The 22,460-nt window shown below is 57.0% G+C and carries 21 protein-coding genes; 9 read left to right on the top strand and 12 right to left on the bottom strand.

Annotated elements, in window-relative coordinates:
• The first annotated feature begins 34 nt into the window (after positions 1-34).
• The gene (locus FRD01_RS16205; RefSeq protein ID WP_146961461.1) at positions 35-853 is read left to right on the top strand and encodes a hypothetical protein; all 819 of its coding nucleotides are present in this window, start codon (positions 35-37) and stop codon (positions 851-853) included.
• The gene (locus FRD01_RS16200; RefSeq protein ID WP_146961460.1) at positions 841-2,118 is read left to right on the top strand and encodes a hypothetical protein; all 1,278 of its coding nucleotides are present in this window, start codon (positions 841-843) and stop codon (positions 2,116-2,118) included. Before FRD01_RS16205 ends, FRD01_RS16200 begins: the two co-directional genes overlap by 13 nt.
• An 8-nt stretch (positions 2,119-2,126) precedes the next feature.
• On the opposite strand, the gene FRD01_RS16195 is transcribed toward FRD01_RS16200, so the two are convergent.
• The 3 genes from FRD01_RS16195 to FRD01_RS16190 all read right to left on the bottom strand — a co-directional run bounded on the left by FRD01_RS16195 (position 2,127) and on the right by FRD01_RS16190 (position 6,222).
• Positions 2,127-3,128, bottom strand: coding sequence for a metallophosphoesterase family protein (locus FRD01_RS16195; protein WP_249755682.1), 1,002 nt, complete (start codon positions 3,126-3,128; stop codon positions 2,127-2,129).
• Positions 3,122-5,215, bottom strand: a complete 2,094-nt coding sequence (locus FRD01_RS24425; protein WP_249755681.1) for a hypothetical protein — start codon at positions 5,213-5,215, stop codon at positions 3,122-3,124. The genes FRD01_RS16195 and FRD01_RS24425 overlap by 7 nt, the downstream gene beginning before the upstream one ends.
• A gap of 68 nt (positions 5,216-5,283) precedes the next feature.
• On the bottom strand, positions 5,284-6,222 hold the full coding sequence (locus FRD01_RS16190) for a hypothetical protein (protein ID WP_146961456.1): 939 nt from the start codon (positions 6,220-6,222) through the stop codon (positions 5,284-5,286).
• Between the two features lie 175 nt (positions 6,223-6,397).
• Here FRD01_RS16190 and FRD01_RS16185 point away from each other — a divergent pair, with 175 nt between their 5' ends.
• Genes FRD01_RS16185 through FRD01_RS16165 form a run of 6 tightly spaced genes read left to right on the top strand, consistent with a single transcriptional unit; the run spans position 6,398 to position 9,718 of the window.
• A complete protein-coding gene (locus tag FRD01_RS16185) occupies positions 6,398-6,991 on the top strand; it encodes a YceI family protein (protein WP_249755680.1) in 594 nt (197 codons plus the stop codon).
• A complete protein-coding gene (locus FRD01_RS24420) occupies positions 6,988-7,269 on the top strand; it encodes a hypothetical protein (protein WP_249755679.1) in 282 nt (93 codons plus the stop codon). The genes FRD01_RS16185 and FRD01_RS24420 overlap by 4 nt, the downstream gene beginning before the upstream one ends.
• Positions 7,262-7,729, top strand: coding sequence for a Rieske 2Fe-2S domain-containing protein (locus FRD01_RS16180; RefSeq protein ID WP_249755678.1), 468 nt, complete (start codon positions 7,262-7,264; stop codon positions 7,727-7,729). Before FRD01_RS24420 ends, FRD01_RS16180 begins: the two co-directional genes overlap by 8 nt.
• The gene (locus FRD01_RS16175; protein ID WP_146961445.1) at positions 7,726-8,904 is read left to right on the top strand and encodes a hypothetical protein; all 1,179 of its coding nucleotides are present in this window, start codon (positions 7,726-7,728) and stop codon (positions 8,902-8,904) included. Before FRD01_RS16180 ends, FRD01_RS16175 begins: the two co-directional genes overlap by 4 nt.
• A gap of 45 nt (positions 8,905-8,949) precedes the next feature.
• On the top strand, positions 8,950-9,225 hold the full coding sequence (locus FRD01_RS16170) for a hypothetical protein (protein WP_146961443.1): 276 nt from the start codon (positions 8,950-8,952) through the stop codon (positions 9,223-9,225).
• Entirely contained in the window at positions 9,176-9,718 is a 543-nt protein-coding gene (locus FRD01_RS16165) for a nucleotidyl transferase AbiEii/AbiGii toxin family protein (RefSeq protein WP_146961442.1), read from the top strand. Before FRD01_RS16170 ends, FRD01_RS16165 begins: the two co-directional genes overlap by 50 nt.
• 204 nt (positions 9,719-9,922) lie before the next feature.
• Here FRD01_RS16165 and FRD01_RS16160 read toward each other — a convergent pair whose 3' ends face one another.
• Together FRD01_RS16160 and FRD01_RS16155 are read right to left on the bottom strand one after the other, a co-directional pair.
• Positions 9,923-12,568 (bottom strand): cation-translocating P-type ATPase, encoded by a 2,646-nt coding sequence (locus FRD01_RS16160; protein ID WP_146961440.1) that lies wholly within the window; start codon positions 12,566-12,568, stop codon positions 9,923-9,925.
• A 15-nt stretch (positions 12,569-12,583) separates the two neighbouring features.
• A complete protein-coding gene (locus tag FRD01_RS16155) occupies positions 12,584-13,249 on the bottom strand; it encodes a non-canonical purine NTP pyrophosphatase (protein WP_146961438.1) in 666 nt (221 codons plus the stop codon).
• A 100-nt stretch (positions 13,250-13,349) separates the two neighbouring features.
• Here FRD01_RS16155 and FRD01_RS24415 point away from each other — a divergent pair, with 100 nt between their 5' ends.
• Entirely contained in the window at positions 13,350-13,526 is a 177-nt protein-coding gene (locus tag FRD01_RS24415) for a hypothetical protein (protein ID WP_249755677.1), read from the top strand.
• Positions 13,527-13,813: 287 nt separating this feature from the next.
• On the opposite strand, the gene FRD01_RS16150 is transcribed toward FRD01_RS24415, so the two are convergent.
• The 7 genes from FRD01_RS16150 to FRD01_RS16120 form a co-directional block, all read right to left on the bottom strand.
• A complete protein-coding gene (locus tag FRD01_RS16150; RefSeq protein WP_146961436.1) occupies positions 13,814-15,616 on the bottom strand; it encodes a serine/threonine-protein kinase in 1,803 nt (600 codons plus the stop codon).
• 17 nt (positions 15,617-15,633) lie between these two features.
• Positions 15,634-17,766: an alpha-amylase family glycosyl hydrolase gene (locus tag FRD01_RS16145; RefSeq protein ID WP_249755676.1), complete on the bottom strand. Its 2,133-nt coding sequence runs from the start codon at positions 17,764-17,766 to the stop codon at positions 15,634-15,636.
• A 68-nt stretch (positions 17,767-17,834) separates the two neighbouring features.
• Positions 17,835-18,899, bottom strand: a complete 1,065-nt coding sequence (locus tag FRD01_RS16140; RefSeq protein ID WP_146961432.1) for a hypothetical protein — start codon at positions 18,897-18,899, stop codon at positions 17,835-17,837.
• 95 nt (positions 18,900-18,994) lie between these two features.
• Positions 18,995-19,324: a hypothetical protein gene (locus tag FRD01_RS16135; protein WP_146961430.1), complete on the bottom strand. Its 330-nt coding sequence runs from the start codon at positions 19,322-19,324 to the stop codon at positions 18,995-18,997.
• 117 nt (positions 19,325-19,441) lie between these two features.
• Positions 19,442-20,413: a 4-hydroxythreonine-4-phosphate dehydrogenase PdxA gene (gene pdxA / locus FRD01_RS16130; RefSeq protein WP_146961428.1), complete on the bottom strand. Its 972-nt coding sequence runs from the start codon at positions 20,411-20,413 to the stop codon at positions 19,442-19,444.
• Positions 20,410-21,381 (bottom strand): peptidylprolyl isomerase, encoded by a 972-nt coding sequence (locus FRD01_RS16125; RefSeq protein ID WP_249755675.1) that lies wholly within the window; start codon positions 21,379-21,381, stop codon positions 20,410-20,412. The genes pdxA and FRD01_RS16125 overlap by 4 nt, the downstream gene beginning before the upstream one ends.
• A 2-nt stretch (positions 21,382-21,383) precedes the next feature.
• Entirely contained in the window at positions 21,384-22,412 is a 1,029-nt protein-coding gene (locus tag FRD01_RS16120) for a peptidylprolyl isomerase (protein ID WP_146961424.1), read from the bottom strand.
• Positions 22,413-22,460 lie beyond the last annotated feature (48 nt).

The raw sequence follows: 22,460 nt of genomic DNA, 5'->3' as shown, positions 1-22,460 counted from the left end.
GCAAGCTTGGATCGTGGAGGCGGATGTGGGCGCCATGAAAACAGGCGTAATTCGAGTCACGTCCAATGCGGGAATTTATGCCAACACGGGCGCGTTCTACGAGTACTTAAGCACTCTTTTGGGCGTCACTATGCCAAATCAGATATCCATTGATGGAAGGCTTTTTCCACCAATTATACTGGAGCAAAGGGGCGTTTCACACCGGTTGAGTGAAACGACTGAGCGTTGGGATCTTTTGCAAAGTCGGAACATTCTTTTTGACATGCTCCTGTCCTCAGACGGAACCGTCACGATTGATGGCGTCCAGCTCGATGTTTTCCAGTCGGACGTCAATTGCGCAGGTAAGGATCAAGAGTCGTACGATGAAGTTCAAGACAACGACTTGCGTGTGGGACAATGCTCGGTGGCGGACTACAGCATCACCCGACTACCCAACGGCACGTCGAACCCGACTTCGTGCGTAAACTGGGGCGCCCCACGTTGCGAGATATTGAATCGGTTTGCACAAACCAGTGTGGAAACCCTAGACACCGCGTATATGGGAGTAACTGGAGTTCAGTGCAGTGCCATTTGGCCTCCGGGCTGGCCCACCGTCATTGAATACTGCAATTTCACCAGTGGAATCGTAACCCGTCCGAGAGTGGAGATTGATAGAATCTCGATGAATAGCTTCTTTTTTGAGGTTAGTGGGCAAGAACTGCTGGTCCAAGACGATGTGTTTGATACGGTCCACATGAGCACCCTGGAGCGGGGCGTCTGCACCAATTCAACAGCAACCTATCAAATGGTCCCGTCTTACACGTTCACGCGTGACGGCTACTATCAGCTAACTCAATATCAATGCGATTTCTAACCACATCCTTGGTGTTGGGGGTCCCACTATTGCTTTCGTGTGTGGAGCAAGCAAATGGGGACGAAGTTGCGGTCTTACTCCCCTTTGTGGACACCCATGTTCCAGCTCCTAAGGCGATAGTTACTCAAATCGAACCAGAGTGGGTGGATTCGAGGCCCGACATTGATGAAAAGCTCTGGGTCGCACCTCGGGACTGCAAACTAGAGACGGTTAGTTGGAGCATCAATAAAGCGACGTCTAATGGGGCCGAACTACCTTTGGTGCCTACTGAATTCGCCGTCCTAGATTGGATCAAGACCATACAGATTGCGCCTTCACTTTATCAGACGATGGCTTTTCTTCCTCATCCGAGACATCAGGCAGGGTTAGACCGCCCTTTCGCCTTATCCGTTATTCTTGCTGATCATGGAGACGATATTCAGTTTTCGATCTACCACTGGTCTCGGCCGTACAAGGGTAAACTCGGGGAGCTCGGTTTTACTGCACTGGTCAATTACGAAGCCACCAACGCCACTTATACTTTATGGAATGAGACACGAACTGAGATAGTGAGAGAAGTTGAAGACACGGGCTTTTACATTGAACGCAAGTCTCCCATACACGGAATCGACTTACGAATTCCGGCAAGTGCATTTCCAGAACCTGGGGCCTATATCATCACAATCGTGCAAAAGAATCAGGTTGACCATAGGAGGGAGATTAGCGGCACGCTCTCGTTTACGCTTCTCTATGGAGGCAACTCCTTCAAAAAGACTGTCTGCGTGCGTGATGCCTTGAACGAACCCATCACTGAATTCGAACGGCAGGTCGCGGAACGAGGCGATTGGTTGATGGGAGCGTTCGAGCGTGACTCTTTATCAGTTTCAAGGGCAATGAGTGCGCCCGACGGTGGGGTATGGATCAATTGGTCGCTCTATAGACTCTGGTTCGACCAACCGAGGATTGTCGCGATCGTTCCGATGGTGGACTTTCGCCCTGTCGGACCGCCTCAATATACCTGGTCCGGGGGTTTTGACGGCCACGAAGAGATCCTGGAAACAGTCGATGACCGAGGACAATTCTGGATTGACCTGGAAGGCTACGAGAAGAAGGACGTCATGATAGGCGCATTTCCAGATGCTTTTCTCCCTCAACGAGATTTGGAAGGAAATATCTTCTACGAAGTGGGACGATACGACGGTCGACATAGTCGCGTGATTTCCATCTCAAGCTATCGCGACGATAGTGATAAGTGCGACGCCCTCGCGGGTCCATGTGAAGACTAATCGGTAGCTCAGGTTCTGAGCCGTGCGTGCGTGAACGTCAGTTCCGAGTGTGGGTTGACGTCAATGAGATTGACCATCAGCTGCTCAGCGAAGCCTCCCGGGCACGAAATCTGGTGGGGGCCAATGGCGTAGTCGACAGGCATCAGATCGTGTTTATGCCCGTGCAAGACCGCGCCTGTGGGGTCCAAAAGGCCCACGGCCTCCAGGAATTGGTCGGCGTTATCAACGGGGCCCATCAAGGAACCGAAGAGCATTTCAGGGCTGAAATGGTACCAGTCTTCGGATACGTGATGGTGCATACACGTCAGAAGCCTCATCTCGCCCAGATCGGCCTGTTGTTTCTCGATGAATTCCAGAGTTTCAGGGTAGATTCGGCCGTATGAGTTTGGCAGCCATTGCTCGGTAAAATGGCGGTCATCTTCGCGGTCACAGTTGCTCTCGATCTCAAGGAGCGCAATGCCACCGGGCAGTTTCTTGATCCGCGGCTCTCGCGAGTTTACCACCGGGAAGAACTTTTCCATGGGCTCGCGGACGAGGCGCTCGTAGAGATTGAACCGGTCGTGATTTCCAGGAACCACCGTGAGCTTCTCAGTTCCCCACCACCCGGTGACCTCCAAAATGGCGCGCATCTCCATGAACTCGGCCTCGAGCCCGCAATGCGCCAAGTCTCCCGTGATGATCACGTGATCCACGCCTAGAAGATGAAAGCCGACCAACGTCTTTTTTAAAAGGTTGGAGTATTCCTCCCGAACCCGGTGGTAGGCGTGGGCCAGTGCATTTCCCGCGGCGCTGAAATTATGCAACCAATCGCCCACGGACTGATGGTTATTGGCCAAGTCTTTGAGCCGCTCCAGAATCTCAACTTCGCTCGGAACATGCACGTCCGTAAAATGCGCGATTCGATATATGGCATCGGACGGGCGCGCCAACTCGTGGGGCCTTCGGGAGTCCGAAGATGACACCCATTCGAAGACGCCATCGGCGCGATATGGGTTCTGAAGGCTTACCAAGATGGTCTCCAATCGGGGTATTTTCGGGCCAGAAATCGGTCCAAAAGTACGGCTTGCGCGGCTTCGGTCAAGTCGTAGACCAGCGCAAGGTTGAGCAGCGCACCGCCCAGGGCCTCCACCGAGGCCAAAATCCACCGCGTTTCAGTCGTGTCCACGTGCACGGGAGGGCGCGCCGCCTTCTTAACAAGGCCTAGCACCCCGGAATTCCTTTTGCCCACCAAGAGAGATAAGAATGGAATCAGCGCCGGCCCCACGATATGCCGCACTCGCCCAAAACTCGTGGCGGCCAAGAAGAGGGATTTCCTCAGCATGTAGCGGTGGAATCGGTCTGAGACGAACTCGCTCTCGAGCGACGTGGGGTTTGCGCCCATGAGCGCAACACCGAGGATAATCGTCGGAAGCTCAGGCTCCATGCGGGGATCAAAGCCATAATATTCGCACGCCGCGGTGCATATCTCGGTGGTGAGATACATGATGTACGGGGCATCAAAAACCGCTGAAAGCCCGTCTGTAAAGGGCGCGAGCCCGCCCGCGGCCCCCCCAATAAGGGTAGCGGCGGCAATCGCACGATGCCTCGCGTACCAGGCCACTCGGTTGACCACGCGAGCCTCAAGACCGGCGATTTCATCCATGGAGCTCAGCTCCAAGAACGCGTGTTTCTCATAATCCCGCAGCACCGGACGTTTGACCGAGAGGCTCAGCTCGGAGAGGCTTCGCATCATCACGTTGAAGCCGAGGTCCACGGCCTTGGTCTGACTGAGTTTCACCGCGCCCCACTCGGGTAGCTCCGTGTCGTGAATCCACTGCGTGACCGTGGCGGAGTTGGTGCGCTTGGTCCTGAAATAGTGCACAAAAGCGGCCGCATCCTTATCTGCATGGTCCACCCAAATCCCCTGAATATTGACGCGACGCCCCCTCAAGGAATGACCGTAATTGGCCACCGTTTCGTACACCTCGATGATGTCCGGCCCCACGCCAGCGCGCCTTAAAATCTCAGAGTCGTGATAGGTCTGAGCCGCCCTCAGGGCGTACGGCTTCGTCTCGAGGTTGAGCACGTAGAGCGCCGCCAAATGCTCCACGAGAGGGTCTTCGACGCCGGAGACGAGAATGGACTCGATGCTGCGCGAGTAGATCGCCTCAAGCACCAGCTCCAAGAGGAGCATCGCCCGATGAGGATTTGTAGACTTGAGCAAAAAGACGCGGTCAATGAGCTCACTCGCGACTCGCGCATCCCCAAGCCTGACCTGATAGAGCGCCGCATCGTGCATCTTGGCGAGCCGATCCTTGGTCACGGTATAACGCGCCTGGGCGTGGAATTGCGCCACACGTTCGCGCTCAGGGCCAGGCGGCATCACGCGCAGGGCTGCGCCCACCAAGGGCTCGAGCCACGGGTGCGTCACGCCACCCGTCACGGCCACCCGCGCGGCCGTCTCAAACCACTCGAAGAAGATCGGCTGGAAGTCGAGCGCCGCCTTATCACACGCCCGCACCACGTTGTCCTTGGACTCGCCGAGCCACCACGAATCATAACGTTTGGTAAAGTAGAGCCCCACAATCCAGGAGGCCAAATCGGTGTGTTTTGCCTCGGCAAGGGCTTCGACAAGAGCACGGAGCTGCCGTTGGGGCGGGAAATGCCGCTCATGCGCTGTACGCCCAAGGATGCGCACTACGTCATAGAGCCACGTGGGGTCGCGCACGAGGCCGTGTTCCTGAATCTGGGCTAACGCCTGCGCTGAGTGCTCGTCGGACCCGAACCTCCAGATAAATAGCGCCGCTACCGCACCGATGCGCGCGCGCTGATTCACGCCTGTAGTCTTGAGTTTGCTCAGCTGCAGAAGCGCGTGGATATGCGCGGTGTCGAGCTTTTGTGCGACCTTAGGAAAGAGGAGCTTCGGCGTAAGTTCGGTGCGCAAACGCTTGGCATCCAAGTCAAGCCGTTGCCGCCCGCCTATAAAGGTCACCAGAACCTCTGGCCAATAGGCCACGAGCCCGCCTGGAGCGTACCACTCAGGGAGGCGGCGTGCCGGCGCGATGGACTCGAAGCACGCCTCAACAAAGGTCATATTTGGAAGGTTTGAGTTCAACATAAATTGAGGAGGGGGCTGTCCTCCTCAGATGGTTGTATACGAAGGCGAGTGATTTCCAAAATTAAGTCTCAGAACCCTTCCAAAACCTTCGCAGCCTCAGGCACCTCAAAGCTCGTTTCCCCACGGGGTACCCACGAAACCTCATGCATCTTGGTGTTCGTCTTGAGTTCGCCGTGAGTCTTCCCGTCCCATTCAAAGGTACGGAAGGTCTCCGGGAAGGTGATCCCACCCACTTCTTGAGCGCCGTCATACGACATCCATTTCTCCGGCGAATGCCCACCGTCTGGGAAGAATCCCGGATAAGACACAATATACCGCACACCGCCTACGCGCCGAGTCTCGGGATGGATATAGACCACGTAGAAATCATCGGGCGCATCGCCCACGCCGGCCTCGAACGATGCCTTGACGAGCTCCCATTGAACCCCCTCAAACTCCTGAGTGCCTGCCGGCTCGAGCACCGTGCCCGCGTCAGCCAACACAAACGGGATCGCCACAAAATAGAAGGGCGTCAAAGACCAGAATCGCGGGTTTGTGCCGGCGTTCGCATCGGCCGGTTTGAGCCACGCCTGCTGGCCGTCCCACCCATAGCTGACCTCCTTATCCACCACGTTATGGACCGCTCTCGAGCTCCAGATATCCACGGTTTGACGCGTATCGTTCGGGTCTTTGCCGATCGGGTGGTAGGTAAACCTGAACTTCAAATCGCCGCCTTTGAACCATGCGTCGAGCCCACCGTGCGCGTTGATGCTCGCGAGTATCAGGCGGCCGGCCTCAGTGCCCTCAAGCCGCTTTGTGGCTTCTGCCACTCTGGCAGCAATGGCGGCGTCCGTGACGGTTTGAGTTCCCTGTGTAGTAGGGGCTGTGCTCGGCGCAGACTCAGGCTCCGGGGCCGTTTCCTGAGGACCCTCAACCGGTGCCGGGTCGGGGCGAGTCTCCTGGTCGGCGGCTGGCTTCGAGCACGCCGCCAGGGCAAAAGCCACAACGAGTACGATGGAAAATTTCACGTTCACTCCTCTTGAAAAACCGAATAGTCTCAAGCAGATGAAAATGTTGCGCCAAACGTTTCAATTTAAAAAACTTTGTAACGATCTGAGTTCTTTGGCGTCTAGTCATTTGAACCTTGTAATGCCGGGCAACAAGTCTCACAATTTGCCACGGACCAGAAAAGAAGGAGACGACGTGAAATTTGCACTCAAGATGATTCTTTTAGCCCTTGTATTCCCCGCGAGCGCCATGGCTCAGGACGCGGCGCTCGAGCTCGATGCTTCGCGCTCGAAGATCTCGTTTGTGAGCACCGCGCCTGCTGAAAAGATCGTGGGCACCGCAGAGGATGTTTCTGGCACAGTGAAGCTGAACCTCGAGAAGCTCGACGGCACCGGCAAACTCTCGTTCCCAGTCGAGAAGATGAACACCGGCAACAAGCTCCGCGACAAGCACCTCGTTGGGAAAGACTGGCTCAACGCAAAGGCCAACCCCACCATCACCTTTGAGCTGACGTCCATCACGGACACCAAAGACGTCAAGCGCGAAGGCACTCAGGTCGAGTTCACCGGCACGGCCAACGGAAACGTCACCGTCAACGGCGTGAGCGCGCCATCCAAAGCCGAAGTCAAAGTCAAACTCGACACCGCCAAGAATATCGCGCGCATCGAGCCTACCTTCAAAGTCAAACTCGCCGACCACAAGGTGGAAGGCAAGAAGGGCGTTGTGGGCGATAAAGTCGGCGAAACCATCGACATCACCGGTGTGCTCTACGCCAAGGTGAAAAAGTGAAAATCGCAGCGATTGTCCTCGCGATCGCTGGCGTCTTGGTTTTTGGGTATTGGGCAGCGACCGGTCAACCTTTTGTGACCCGGTACGAGCTTCCCAAGGAAGTCAAAACCGTAGATGAATTTGGCGATGAAGTAGTAACCACCGAGATGGTCGAAGGCTTTGAGTTTGGCTTGATGCCTGCCAATCTTGTGGATGGTGCGCTGCCGATTGGTGGCGGTTTGCTTGGCGCAAGCGCAGTCTGCGCGTTCCTTTTCTGGAAGAGAAAACCAAATGGCTGAGTTCAAGTGCCCTCTTTCGCGGCGCATGTTCTTGATGGCGATGGCGGCCCCGATTGCGGCGTCCTGCGAATTTGCGACCATCAAAGGCGAGGTCGAGGACGGAGCTGTCTTTGACCTGAACGACCCTGAGTTCGAGGCCCTCCAGGCCGAAGGCGGCATGGCCTGTCTTAGCGTGGGCGTGGTGGAGCTGATCCTTGTGCGCTCCGGCGACGAAGTCATCGCGTTCGACCGTTTCTGCCCCCACAACCTATTGGACATGGGGCCTTGCGCAGAAAACCCACTGCCGGCCGTATGGGACGCTCAGACCAAACAGCTGACGTGCCGATGGCACACGACGGTCTTTGATGAGGACGGCGACGTGGTTGAAGGACCTTCGCCTTCGGGCATTCAGAGATATCTGGTCAACTTCGACTCGGCCTCCGGGCTGGGTGAAGTCTTGCTCGAGGGAATGGCAGAATGACACGATATTTTGTGCTCTTTTTCGTGCTCATCTGGTGCTCGACCGGCTACGCTGTGCCTCGCATGGCTTTGACGGCTGGCACGCCATGTGCCGCTTGCCATACCAACCTCCAAGGTGGTGGAATCCGTACCGAGATCGGTTGGGGCGCCTCGCTCTACAACGGTGCGCTCACCATGGAAGACATGGGGATGAGCGACCTTGAACCCGAGACCAATGTCATTGGCGCCGGGATTTCAGCCGGCGTAGATATTCGCTTCTTGAGCGCCAGACTTGGCCGTCCCGTGGCTGATATTTCTAGCGGCGAGGTCGAGGCGATTTTGCCCGACAGGCAGTTCATCCCGATGCAGATCCAGGTTCACGCGGCCATGGACGTCACCGACTGGCTTACTGCCTACGGCTCCTACAACGTAGACCGTTCAACCTTCGAGGGCGAGATCTGTGACCCGACGTATCAAGGTCAGGCATGCGCGGAAGCGGCTCTGATTTTCAAACCAGATTCAAGCCTTCCCAGTGTGCGAGTCGGCCATATTCAGCCAAGCATCGGTGTGCGCCATGACGACCATACCATCTTGATTCGTGGTGACGCGGCGCGCCCAAGACAACCTATCATCCCGCCAAATTACGCCGAGACCGGCGTAGAGCTGCACTACCAACCCGTCTACTGGATGCAGGCGAATCTGGGCGGCTTTCGCTCGAAGAATTTGTCGGAGTCGATCGGAGACGAGTCGGTGGTCGGCACCAATGATATCGCGGGCCTCGGGCGCCTCGCGTTCTACCCGAGGATCGATGAGCTAACCAACCTCACAAGCTGGGTCGGCGCCTCGTTCTATACCGCTGCTGACTTCTACATGTTGAACAACTTCATCGGCGTCGGCTGGCTCGATTGGGGCGCGCTCTTCATAGAGTCCGCGCACTCGTGGCGCGGTGGACAGGACTACGAGACCGAGAACTTCATGGTGGGTCTGGAGGTCACCCCTAAGGAGTGGCTCGTGGTGCACGGTCGCGCCGAAAGGGCCATTACCAGCACCCCAACGGCGACCAAGACGGACGCCTTGGTTGCCGGCCTGAAGTTCTACCCGGTTCCTTTCATCACGCTGAACCCCGAGTACCGCATCATTTCTACGCCTGAGTACACGATGGGGCAGATCACCGGCCAAGTGCACATCTTTTACTAGTCCGCGTGAAGTGGTATCCTACTTGGGAACGCGAGCGGAGCTGCTGTGAATCCATTCAGTGATATCAAAGCCTACATGAATCGCCCCTGGGGCCAGCTTCGAGACCTCAAGGTCGAGTTTTGGCGTGATCAGAGTGCTCAGGCTCGTATGAATGCTGGGTTCGAGCTGCACCTGCACGTAAAGTCGATGAATCCTGATTGGCTTGGCCCAGAGTCCCGCGAGGCAGACCTCCAACATCATATCCGAATGTCTAAGTTGTTTAGGAGCCTCGATGAGCGCATTGACTGGGACTCTAAAACAGTTATCCCAAACCTTCAGTGATTGCGATCTTTGGTGGTACTTGTTCGGAGCTCAGGCTCTCATTGCGTACGGTTTCCCGCGTGCGACAGCAGATGTAGATGTTACGGTTCAACCACCCGACGATCTGGATACCTTTCTGGAATCACTATCAGCGAATGGATTTCTAGCCAGAGTGGACGATCCGAAGAATTTCGTGCGGTTGTCCAGCATATTGCCGGTTATGTCCAAGAGTGGAATCCCTGTAGACATCGTATTTGGACAAAGTGGTCTCGAAAGCCAAATCTTATCTCGGGCACGTGTGATTGACTTGGGTGATGTGAGTGTTCCGGTTGCAACTCCAGAAGACCTCATCATCTCCAAGGTTGTGGCAGGCCGACCTCAGGATATTGAAGATATTCGAGCGCTTCACAGTTCGTGCAGACTCGAACGCGAATACATTCTCGATACTCTTCGATTACTTGAAGAGGCGCTCGGAGTCTCGGATCTGGTACCCCTTTTCGAGGGGTTCAAATAAAGATCTAGACCAGTCCTAGAGAAGTTACAGCACTCGGAGTCGTCCGCGCAGACCTCGCCGGAAGTCCGACAGAGCCCTGTGGTGCAGGTGAGGATGGCCCAGAATGCGCGCATGATTTCTCCGTTTTGTAGATTCTTCTCTTGCCCGCAGTCTATCACCGGTGACGATAGTCAAGAAATTGACGTCGCCACTTTGCGTATTCACCTAGTGTACAGGTGGACTCGTGTTCGACCTGGACAGCCACCATTTATGCACCTCGATCGGCACCAAAATCGTAAGCGAGAGCCCCGCCAAAATTAACCACCACTCGGCCGAAACCGGCTGTGTCTGCAAGACACCCTGCAAGAAGGGGATATGCATCGCAGCTACGTGTAGACTAAAGGCGAGCGTAGTTCCGGCAAGCAAGATGGGCGCCCGAAACGGGGAGAGTTTGAAGGCCGACGTGTACTCGGAACGACAATTGCCGATGTGTACACACTCAAAGAAGACCATCATCAAGAGCACCAGATTGCGGGCCTCAGCCTCGGGATACCCTTTCTCCAAGAGATAGTAGAAGAGCCCAAAACTCACGCCGGCCATGACCGCAGCACCCGCGATAACACGCTCAATCATGAGGCGGTCGAAGATTCGCTCCGACGGATCCCGCGGCTTACGATTCATCACGCCTTTCTCGCCCGGCTCAAACGCCAACGCCACGTCCTGAATGCCGTTTGTCACCAAGTTCATCCACAAAATCTGGACCGGAACGAGCGGCAGCGGAGTCCCCAAAAACACCGCAAGCCCAATGAGCATGAGCTCGGCAGCCCCTGTAGAGATCAAGAGATAGATGACCTTGCGAATATTATCGTACGCAATTCGGCCTTCCTCCACTCCCCCTACAATGCTCGCGAAATTATCGTCCGTGATGACGAGCTCCGAAGCCTCGCGGGCCACGTCGGTGCCATCTTTGCCCATCGCCACACCGATATTCGCCTCCTGCAAGGCGGGTGCATCATTGACGCCATCGCCGGTCACGGCCACCAGATGCCCGGCGGCCTTAGCAGCACGCACCAACTGCAACTTCTGCTCGGGCGCCACACGCGCAAAGACATGCACCTTGCCCACCAACGCCCCGAGCTCCTCGGGCGTCTTCGCCTCGAGTTCAAGCCCAGTCAGCGCTCTATCCCCCTCTTTAGCAATTCCCATATCGCGGGCAATCGCGAGCGCCGTTTCGGGATGGTCGCCAGTGACCATGGCCACCTGCAGCCCCGCATGATGGCACTGGGCAATGGCTTCAATCACGCCGAGCCGCAAGGGGTCAATCATACCAACATAGCCCAAAAACTTGAGCGTCTGGGGCTCGGCACCTAGAGCAAACTCTTCGGCACCACTTGCGAGCGCGATGACTCGATAGCCGCCTTTGGCCAGAGACTCAGCCTCTTCCAGAGCGTCCTGATGTTCCGACTCTCCCAGGCCGCACATGTCGAGCACGCGTTCCGGAGCGCCTTTAACGGCAGCAAAGGTACCCCGAGGGCCTTCGAAGAACGTAGCTGCGTACCGAATCTCCGGCTCAAATGGGATCTCCGAAACCTTTGAATAGCTTGCCAACACCTCGGCACGATTCATGCCGAGCTTTTCCGCCAAGACATGTAGCGCAACGTCGGTCGGGTCACCGAGATGCGTCCATTCATCACCTTCTTTCTCAAGCGTCGCCTCGTTGCAAAGCAGTCCTGCAAGGGCTAACGCGCTCACGTCCTCATCGTCCAGACTCGCGCCAGACACACTGCCATTTGGCACAAAGCCCTCGCCGCTGACGTCAAAGCGCCCTCGTGGTGTCACGAGCTTTGCCACGGTCAGGGCGTTCACCGTCAACGTGCCCGTCTTGTCCGTGGCGATATACGTACAGCTGCCGAGCCCCTCAACGGCCTCGAGCCGCCTCACAATCACATTGCGCGCCGCCATGCGCGAGGTGGCCACAGAGAGCGCCACGGTCATGCCCACGGGGAGCCCCTCGGGGATGGCCGCCACCGAGAGCGCGACCACCAGCATGAACGCGTCGGCCCACGAGTAGCCTTGGAAAAAGACGCCCACAAGGCCCACGAGGATAGCCATGCCGACCACCACAATCGCCACCATTCGCGCGAATTTCTCCATGCGAATCTGAAGCGGCGCTTTACCCGCGGCAGTACTCATTACGGTATCGGCGAGCCTACCGAGCTCGGTGTTTAGTCCGGTGGAAGCCACCACGCCCTTAAGGCGCCCCTTCACCACGGTCGTACCCGCAAACGCCATATTGAGCCGGTCACCCACGGTGGTGGGGCCGTCGGGCATCCAACGCGCGTCCTTGGCCACAGCGAGGGATTCGCCGGTCAACATCGACTCGTTGATCTCCAAACCCGTTGCCGAAATCAGGCGCAAATCAGCCGGAACACGCTGGCCCGACTCCAAAACCACCACATCTCCCGGCACCAGGTTCTCAGCGTCAAGCGTCTCCACCGCACCGTCGCGATAGACGCGTGTCTGAATGTGTAAAAACTTCTCCAGAGCCTTCATGCCCTTCTCGGCCCGAAACTCCTGCCAGCTTCCGATCAGCGCGTTCAGCATCAGAACCACGGCGATGAATCCGGCATCCGTGGTGTCCCCCATCAAAAACGCGATGAGGCCGGCCACGCCCAGAACGTAGATGAGTGGGCTTTTGAATTGGTGGAGAATGATGGAGAAGAGCGTCACAGGCTTGCGGGTTGGCAGTGCGTTCTTGCCATACTCCTCAAGGCGCCTGCCGGCCTCTTCTGAGGCCAAACCGCGCTCGGAGCTCCCGAGCGCCTCAAAGACGTTCTCCTTCGTTTCTTCGTGTGCTTTGATTTGAATCATGGCCACCCGTGCTATCTACGAGATAGACCAACGGTATAGCTTTTCTAGCGCCTGTGCGCGATGGCTGATCCGATTCTTTTCTTCAAGTGAAAGCTCCGCCATGGTGCGGCCATCGTCGAGCACAAAGTACGGGTCGTAGCCAAACCCACCATCACCGCGTGCCTCGGGCTGAAGACGCCCCCTAAACTCCGCACGAAATTCGATGATATGCCTGCCATCCATCACCTCCATCTCGCCTGCTTTTGGTCCGATACGTGCCAAGATTTCGCGGCCTGAATCGTCGTCCGCAACGCAAAGACATAGAACCGCCACATACTGGGCCCGCCGCCTATCCGGCGCGAGCTTCCTCACTTCTTCCACCAGCTTCAGGTTATTGAGCTCGTCCTGCGGCCGAGTATCTCCAGGCGCGCGCTCGGCCCACCTTGCGCTGTAGACGCCCGGTGCCCCATCAAGCGCGAGGATCTCGAGCCCCGAATCGTCCGAGAGCGTAGTCTTACCGGTAAAAAGGGAGACCTCTAACGCCTTCTTTCGTGCGTTATGTTCAAAGGTATCACCGTCTTCCACGACTTCCGGGACGTCCGTGAGGTCACCTAGATTCTGCACGGTGATGCCGGGAAAAACCTTTTGGATAATCGCCTCGAACTCGCGCGTCTTACCCTTGTTCCTAGTCGCTATGATCATGAAACCTCCTAACTCAGTCCGCCTAGGACATCTACCACGCGACCCTATTGAAGTAGAACCTTGGATTGGATAACGTCTTTGAGTTCCCCGTGGAGTCCAAATGGAAACGACAGAACGAATCGAGGCAGAACTTTCGGACCTACCAGAAGAAGACCAACCACCTCATAAAGGAAGTTTGGAGGCGGAGATTGACCGGAGAATCGCAACCTATCGGGAGAATCCGTCAATTCTGATTGATGCGCCATCTGCGTTGAGTGATTTACGGAAGCTTGTGTAGCAAGCTCGGACTCTAATGTAGCAAGCTCGGACTCTAATGTAGCAAGCTCGGACTCTAATGTAGCAAGCTCGGACTCTAATGTAGCAAGCTCGGACTCTAATGTAGCAAGCTCGGACTCTAATGTAGCAAGCTCGGGCGTACTTGAAAGAATAAGGCGGTCGGGTAGAGCGCCAAGAGAAGACGTAGAAGCTGCAATAGTGGAAGCGTGTCGCGATAGATTCTTGACCAAGCGTATCGAGCCGCTCGCTCTCATTTTTCGAGTTGAGGTCTGAAGGACGAACGCGAGTTCATTTCACCCGAGCGTGTAAGGCGAAGTACACCGCCAAAATTAACATGTTGAACAAGTGGACCAGCGGGAAGATCACGGTCGCCCACGGCTCATAGACCGCACAAAGCACGGCGCCCACCGCATACCCAGGCACCACCATCCGAATCCGCGGATCGATGTTCCAGATCGCATAGGTGCTCAGGACCGAGACCAAAGCCAGGTCCAGTGAGAGCGCGTACGCGAGCGAACTTAGCCCAAATACCGCGCCCATTCGAACCACCATCGCAAAGATGATGAGTACGCCTATCGCCATAGTCAGGCTTCGGTTGGCGCGAGTGGTGAACAGCCGGTCCCGAAACCACCAGAACGCGGCCGCCACCACCACCATCAGAACCATATGACTGCCTGCCATAGTGCGCGCATCCGGCACGTGTCCAAGCGCCTGTGGAACCAGCTGTGGGAGCGCAATCGCGAGCCCAATCACCACCCAAACCCAGGCCTTCTGGCGGTTTGCCTGCGTCGGATCCAAATCTCGTTTGAGCTCGTGGTAGCCCTCGGCATCACGCACAAGCGCCTTCTGTTCCTCAAGCCCCGCCTCGATCAACTTCAAGAGATCCGGCGAAGGCGGGTCAAGCTCGCTATAAAGTCGCATGGCGGAGCCCGGAGCCTTCTTCTTGAGCTCGTAATGAATCATCGCTTCAATACTCGCCCGCAAACCTTCGCGCCCCGCAGCGCTCTCAGGAATCGCTCCCACAACGTACTCAAAACCCGAGCGCGCCGCGCCGAAGACGCGGTAGACATCAGCCGGGGCCGAATCCACGCTCACCAGCCGCTTGAGCTCGGTCAGCTGCCGCCTCGCGTTGGCCAGAATCCGGTTGACCGCACGGCTCTCTCGCCACTGTACCAGCGCCTGACGAAGGTCCTCAGCACTCCGGAAACGCTCACTTGCATAGCGCGCCAGCGCTTTTTCACAAATGCCGCGCAAACCCGGGTCTGTATCCTGGCCAAGGGGCGCAATTCGCCCGTAATAACTAGCCATGAGCACCTCGGTGCCCGTAGCCCCTTTATGCGGCACTCGTCCACAAAGGCCCGAGTAAAGCACGCCCCCCAGCAGATAAACATCCGCCTCAGGCCCCACCTTCTCGTCCTCGGTCACTAGCTCCGGCGCCATGTAGCACGGGGTCCCGAGCACGGTCTTCATCTCCTCGATACGTGGCAATCCACTCAGCCCACCATCGCGATAATTGACCGCACTACCCCAGTCCAAAAGGTAGACCTCGCCGAACTCGCCAAGCATGATGTTCGCCGGCTTGATATCAAGGTGAAGAATGCCGCGAGAATGCGCGTAGCTGACCGCATGGCACACCGAGATCAACGCATCCACAAACGCGTCTATCTTCTCGGCCCCACGCTCCGGCACAATGAGGTCAGCCAAGGTCCGCCCATGGATATACTTCATGGCCACAAAGGGATTGCCCTCTTCATCACGCGCGATCACATGCACCGGCACAATATTCGGGTGCTCAAGGTGCCCCATGGCGCGCGCCTCGCGAAGCAAAGACGTATGTGCCGCGTCATCACTTCTGTCGGTGCGCGTCTTCTTGATGGCCACATCACGTTCGAGCCCAACCTGCATGGCGCGCCGAACCTCGCCCATCCCGCCCTGCCCGATCATCTGATTGAGCGCAAAAAGCCCTCCCATACCCACAGAAGGCAAGTCAGAAGGCGAAGACACCTCCTCCAGTCCACGGTTGCGCACGGTCTCGTTGGGGTCCACCCCACCAAACTCGGCTTCCAGTGCGGCGCGCTTATCAGCGTCCATGCTTCCTCATCCGCGGGCTATTTGGGGACGATAATGCGGTATTCCCAGGGGTTTAGCTGAACCCGCAAACTACCATTCAGTACGCTCGCTTCCAAGCCCTCACGACCCCAAACTTCCATCGTAGCGCCGGAGAGTCCGTACGCAGACGGAATGGTTACGTCCTCGGTGCGTGGCGTGTCCGACTTATTCATGGCCACCAGAGCCACATTGGTGCCATCTGAGCGAAGGTAGACGTACAAGGAATCGTCCATCCAAAGCTCTTTTCGCTCCGCTCCACGCAAGGCGGGCAGCGCCTTTCGAGCCTGCCCTAACTCCTGAACCCGGCGCAGCAACTCACTCTGATTCGCGTTCAATGTTTGCGGCATCATGCGCCGATTGTCCGGGTCGGTGTCCCCGGCGAGCCCGACTTCGTCGCCGTAGTAGATGAGCGGGACGCCGGGCTGAGTGAGCGTAAACACGAACGCCAAAGACGCACGGTTGATAAGGTCCCATTGTGTGACCTCAGCCGCAGGCCCCTCGGCCATCAAGTCCGGCGTCTGCCCAAACGAGCCCTGCCCATTGCCGGCCGCCTCGGTCATGAATCGCGGGATGTCGTGGTTACCCAAAAACGGCGACATCCGGGTGTAGAACTGCCCGTACGAGCGCTGGCCCGCGGCCGCCGCACCCTCTAGATCCCTGAATGAGCCACCGTGCGCAAACGTCGAGCGAATCGCGTAATAGAGCGGGAAATCGAACTGCCCGTGAAGCTCATAATCCGCCACGTAGTTCATGATGAGCCCACGGTCCGACGTAAAGGTCTCGCCAACCAGATAGAAGGGCGCAACTCCCTTGTCCTCAAGCTTATCAAGCCGTAGTCGGAGCTGGCGCATCACCACATGGTCCATATGTTTTGCGGCATCTATCCGAAGCCCGTCCACGTCAAACTTCTCCATCTTTGCAATCACATCTGAGAGCACGCGGTCCACAATCTCGGGGTTTCGATAGTTCAAATCTGGCAGGTAAGGCGCAAACTGGCAGTCGAGCGGACGGCCTCCCGGCCCTTCCCAAGCGCAGTTCTCGGTGCCGCACACACACGTCTGAGCGCACCACTCGGGCTTCTCGGTGCAGTAGCCGTGATCCTCGTGCACGTGATTGAGCACGATATCAAAGAGCACCCTGATCCCACGCGCGTGCGCCGCCTTGATGAGGCGATGCAAGGCCTCGTCGCCGCCGTAGGCGCTCTCAGCACTCAAAGGGTCCACCGGCCAATAGCCGTGGTAACCCGTGAACAAATCGCCGCTCGAGCCCGTATACGCGCTCTCAGGGTTCTCGTAGACCGGGGAAAGCCAGAGGATGTTCACACCCATATCGTCAAAGTAGCCGTCCTCAATCGCCTCGGTCACGCCATCAAAATCCCCGCCCATGAAACTCGCGATATCCGCCAGATTGACGTCCGGTTTGGACGGCCGCATGCCGTTGACCGACCTGAATCGGTCCGTAAACGCGAGGTACATCAAGCCGTCTTGCCAGCTGAAAGGCTCGGCTTCAGACCACACGGGGAGCCAGAGCCCATCGTTTTCCGCCGCAACTCCGGCGGTGTCCGCGCCTTCAACCCGCAACGAGTATTTTCCAGGCGCGGGCGGCGTGAAATCAACCACCACGTCGCCGTTTTCATCAATGCTCCAGGCATCCTCATCGAGCTCGGTCTCACCCGCAAAAATACTCACGCTATCCGGATCGAGGGGCGCCTTGCTCGACGCTGCTGCCACGAAACTCAGCCGCGCCTGAATACGCTCCCCACCGGTCAATTCGTCTACGCGCCAGAGAGGCTTTTGGCAGTCACCAACCCGAAGCTCGCGCACCTCAGTGCCATCGTGCCAACGCGTGAACACGTCCGGAGGCGCCGGCTCCGCCTCTCCATCCACATAGAACGAAAACGCATAGGCGCCAGGCTCAAGTTCGGCGCGCCAGACCGGACCACCGTCCTCATCAAGCATGGGCTCGGGCGTCCAATCATTGAAGTCCCCGGCGATTTCATCCGCATTGGGGTGCGTCAACTCTACGGTACACGAACGCGTCTCAAGACCCTCGGGCACGGGCTCAGCCGGCCCTTCCTTGGTGTCCGAACAACCCAGCCCAACTAACGCAATTACAACTAGAAAACGCCGCACCAGACCTCCTCGCATTTAGCTGCAATAAGGTACCTGATGGGCAGGTGGAATCAAGCGAACTCGACAACCTAACGCGTACGTGCGCACCAAGAGTGAACAAATCCTTCAATGTCGGGACGGGTACACTCGTAGTTGGTGGGACAAGGCTGGTTTGCGTTGCATCGCTCTTTGAGGAAACAAACATCAGGTTGAGTTGGCACCGAGACTTCGTTGGGCTTGCACGGGCTCGGATCGGAAACCGTCTCACAAACTCCAAGCTTGCCACCTTTTTTCACCACACAGTCCAACCCTTGGCCACATTGAGAAGACTCGTAACAGAGGCTTGTATCTGGCAAACATATGCTGGCCGAAATCGCTCCTTCCGGACACTCACTTCGCCTCGAGGGCGACTCAGTGCAAGTGCCAGAACCGTCCGAGCAAATGAAATCATCCGGGCAATCTTGATTTTTCAAACAAGCTTGACGGCATTGACCTAAGCTACATTCTCCCGATTCACACTCGTAGCCTGTTAGACAACTTTCTCCACCAACCTTTGGCCCCGGGGAGTCACAAACCTGAGAGAAGCCGTCCTCCTGGTAGTACAGGCAAATCTCCCCATTGGGACACTCCGTGTGAGAGTCACAGGTCCAGAAGTCGATACATAGTCCACGATGGTCACATCTCATGTAGAACGGACAATCCTCGTCGCGTTCACATGTAGCTGTGCGACCGGTTTCGGAGAAACACTGGTTCGTATCCAGACACACGTAGCCCTCAGGACACTCTTCGGGGCGCTGAATTGAGCATGACCCCGACTCCACATGAACACAGGATCCTCGGGGTGTACATGCGTCTTGCGGATTGGGGCATTGGCACTCGTAGAGGACGTTTGGATCAATAACCCTGCCAGCCTCAACAACCTCAAACCCTTGAGTGGGCTCCATGTCTTCGGCTTGATCAGGCGCGCCATGATCGTGTTCTGGCACCATATCAACACTTTGATCGGGCGAAGAAGTTGCGTCTTCCTCGCCTTGATCTTGTTGAGTGTCGATTGGCATATCCACACCTCCAGCGCCCTGAGTTCCTTTTCCATCAGAAGAACAGCCGTTTGCCGCAAAAATTGAGATAAAGAGCAGGATTAGCACCGCATTCAATGGCACCTCCAAGACTAGTTCGTTTCCTGAACAACAAGGTAGCAGGGGTCCCGCCTTCGATCAAAAGATAGGGGGCACTCAAAGTCCACCAGGAATCAGGCGAACTCGAGCATCTTGAAGATGGACTCGTGAATCACTCCCGAATCAATGGGCTTCTGGATGACTTCGTCAGACCAGCAAAGGCCTTCTTCTTCACCGCGATTCGCAACCACGATGAATCGCTCTACCCGTTGCACACTACGAACGGCCGATTCGCGCACGGGGCCGAGTCCCGCGTCGTAGATCACCATATCGAATGCCACGGCCCTCAAACAATCGAGCATTGCCGTGACTGACGCGGCCGTAACCACCTGAACCATGGCTCCGAGCCCTTCTTTTAGAGTCCGTTGAAACGTCTTCGATGGACTTACTACTAAAACTCGCACAGACGCCTCTCTTCCACCCTGTAAATTACAGTGTGGGCGATAAATTACAGCCCAAGTGATACAGAAGCGTGAGGAATTTACAAGGCTAAGCTGCAAAATTGCACAAGAAATGCAATGTTAACGCGCATACTCGCTCCTCAGCCGCGCACACTCCACCGCGGCATCCATGGCGTAGCGCATCGATTCCGCGTTCGCCCGCCCCTGCCACGCGATATCCCACGCGCTCCCATGGTCCACAGACGTCCTCAGAATCGGCAGGCCGAGCGTGATATTGATGGCCTGCCCAAAATGAATGGACTTGAGTCCCACGAGCCCCTGGTCGTGGTACATCGCAATCACGGCGTCATAGGGCGCCTCTTGCCCGTGAAACTTGGCAAAGAGCGTATCGGCTGGGTGCGGCCCGCTTAATGCTACGTCCGGCATCTGGGCCCGCAATCGCTCGATCGCAGGCGTAATCGTCTCGATCTCCTCCATCCCCATATGGCCGTTCTCGCCCGCATGAGGGTTGAGCCCGAGCATCGCAATCTTCGGCCGAGTAACCCCAAAAAAACGAGCGAGATCCTCAACGCAGGTGCGCACCACACGCTCAATCTTTGGTCCGACAACCGCATCCGGCACGGCTCTTAAGGCAAGGTGCGTAGTCACAAGAGCCACTCGAAGCCTCGGACCCGCCAACATCATCACGTGATTGGGCGCATTGTACCGAGCAGCCAAAATCTCCGTATGACCGCTGGCCTCAAGCCCGATCAATGGACGCAAAGACTTCGTCCACGGCGCCGTTACAATCGCATCGGCACGCCCCGAATCTACCAAATCAAGCGCCTGCGCAAACGTACGCTCCTGAATCTCCGCACTCGTCGCGCTCGCCTGCCCAGGCAGGACCGCATCGGGGTCTAGGCCCTCGCAGACGTCTAAAACCTCAAAGCTCTGCTGAATCCCAAGCTTTTTGGATAGATGCCGGAAAACTTCCTCGGAGCCCACCACCAAAGGCTCAAACTCCAGGTGGGGCGTGGACAGGGCTTTCAGAATAATCTCAGGCCCGATGCCCGCCGGATCCCCTGCTGATAGCGCAAGGATTGGCCGGCTCAAAACTTTCGAACCTCAACAAATGAGCGCGTCTTAAGCTGCGACATATACTGCTTCAAAAGCCGCTCGAGCTCGCGCTGACGGAGCTCGCCGCGCAACGCCTCTTTCTTCTGCTCCACATCGGGATTCTCGCGCTTTTCCTCGCTCAGAACCTTGATGATATGGAAGCCAAACGCAGTCTCAACGGGATCCGAGATTTCGCCGACTTCCAGCGCGAACGCAGGCGTCGCAAAGCTCGGGTCCAGATCCGCGGCACGGTACGTACCGAGTAGCCCACGGTTATCCGAAGACGGTCCCTGGTTCTCTTCGGCGGCTACGTCTCCAAAATCAGCCCCACCATCGATCTTTGCCTTGAGCGCCGCCAACTCTGCAACGAGTGCGCGCTTGGCTTGCGGCGAGTTATCCGCAGGACGCTTGAGAATATGGGCAATAGTTCGGTAGACCACCGCACCACCATCCTCGCCGTATCGCTCGCGATAGAGTGCATCTACGTCCTCGTCGGTGATGGTGACCTGCGAGCCGACCTTGATGTTGACCATACGTACCTTGAGCAGATTCGCCCTCACCATTTCGCGATATGCCGAAAACGGCATGCCGTATTGCTCGATGGTCTGTTTGAACTGCTCCTCGCTCAGATTCTGTTGCGAGCGCGTGTACTCAAGCCATTTATCGAGCTCCGAATCCTCGATCTTGTAGTCGATCTTCTTGGCCTCCTGAGCCAAAAGCTGCCGCTCCACGAGGTCGTTCAGGGTGGCCTCCAAAATCTCAGCACGCTGAGACGGATCCTCCATCATGCCCGGGTCCATGCCGTTCTGTAGCAGAAACGGAATCGCGGACATTCGCACATCGTGCAAGGTGATAATCTCAGTGTTCACGCGCGCCATCACGCGGTCGATGATCTCGGCACTGAGCGCGCCCGACCAACACATCAAGAGTCCCACCACCAACGCAAAAATTCTAATTCGTCGCATCGTCATTCCTTAAGGTCACGAACCGGTACCTTATTCCCTTGTTGGAGTAAACGCTCCAAGGTCTTCTCGGCCGAATCCGGCGGCTCTACCTTCTCCAAAATCTCACGATTCACCGTAACTTCCACTTCCTCTTGCGCCTCGGCGATGATGCGCTGGCGCTCCTCTTCGCGGCGTTTGGTGTAGAGTTTCTCGCGAATCTCGTCTTTGACGTCCTCGAGGCCGCGCACATTGGCGGCCTGCTCCTCAATGAACGTCGCGATATAGAACTTGCCCGCGTGCCCAAAGACCGGCGTGACCTCGCCCACTTCGCTCAAACCAAAGACGTGCTTGGCGAGCGTGGCATTGAGGCCCTCATTTTTGGCGAGCGGCGAGGCGGGATCTTCAACCCAGCCGTGCTCGCCGCCCTTTCGTTTGAGAGCGGGATCAAAATGGTGCGCGTCCGCAAGGCGCCGCAGCATATTGAGCTTTTGCACGGGCTCTTCATACGTGCCGGCCTCGATAATCTCCCTCAAACCCTCCACCGTTTTGGCCTGATCCGCGCCGATCAGCGCGACATTGCGCGCACGCGGCTTGTGGAAAGCCGTCGGGTCCTTCTCATACGCCTGGCGAATCTCGTCGTCGGTGATATCGCGCATGCTCACACGCTTTCGGAGCTCTTCGGCCAGATAATGCCTGACCATGGCCTCCTTGATGGCGTGCATCACTTCGGGGCGACCGCCGTATCCCTTGCGCTCGGCCACGTCGGCCAAAATCTCGAACTCCACCTGCGCGTCCAAAAACTCGAGCTTCGCCTCGGTGCTCGAGTAGCGGGCACGTGCGTACGGGTTCAGGCCCTCGATCCGCCGCTCGAACTCCGTCATCGTAAGCTCTTCGCCGTTGACCACGGCGACCGCCTCCTTGCTCTCGGTCCCACGCGGCGGCGCTTCCACGCGCCCAGACTCGGAGGGCTTAGTCGGCGGACAACCCAAAAGCATCGCGCTAAAAAGAAGGACTTGCAGTGCGCAACCAATTCTAGAATATAGTCCTTTCATCGTCTTCACCTCAGCCGCCAAACCAGCGACGCACGCTTATAACAAAGA

The sequence above is a fragment of the Microvenator marinus genome (genome assembly GCF_007993755.1).
GTDB classification, from domain to species: domain Bacteria; phylum Myxococcota_A; class Bradymonadia; order Bradymonadales; family Bradymonadaceae; genus Allomicrovenator; species Allomicrovenator marinus.
The sequence above is the reverse complement of the archived record's forward strand: the minus strand, read 5'-3'. Positions and strand labels throughout refer to the sequence as shown.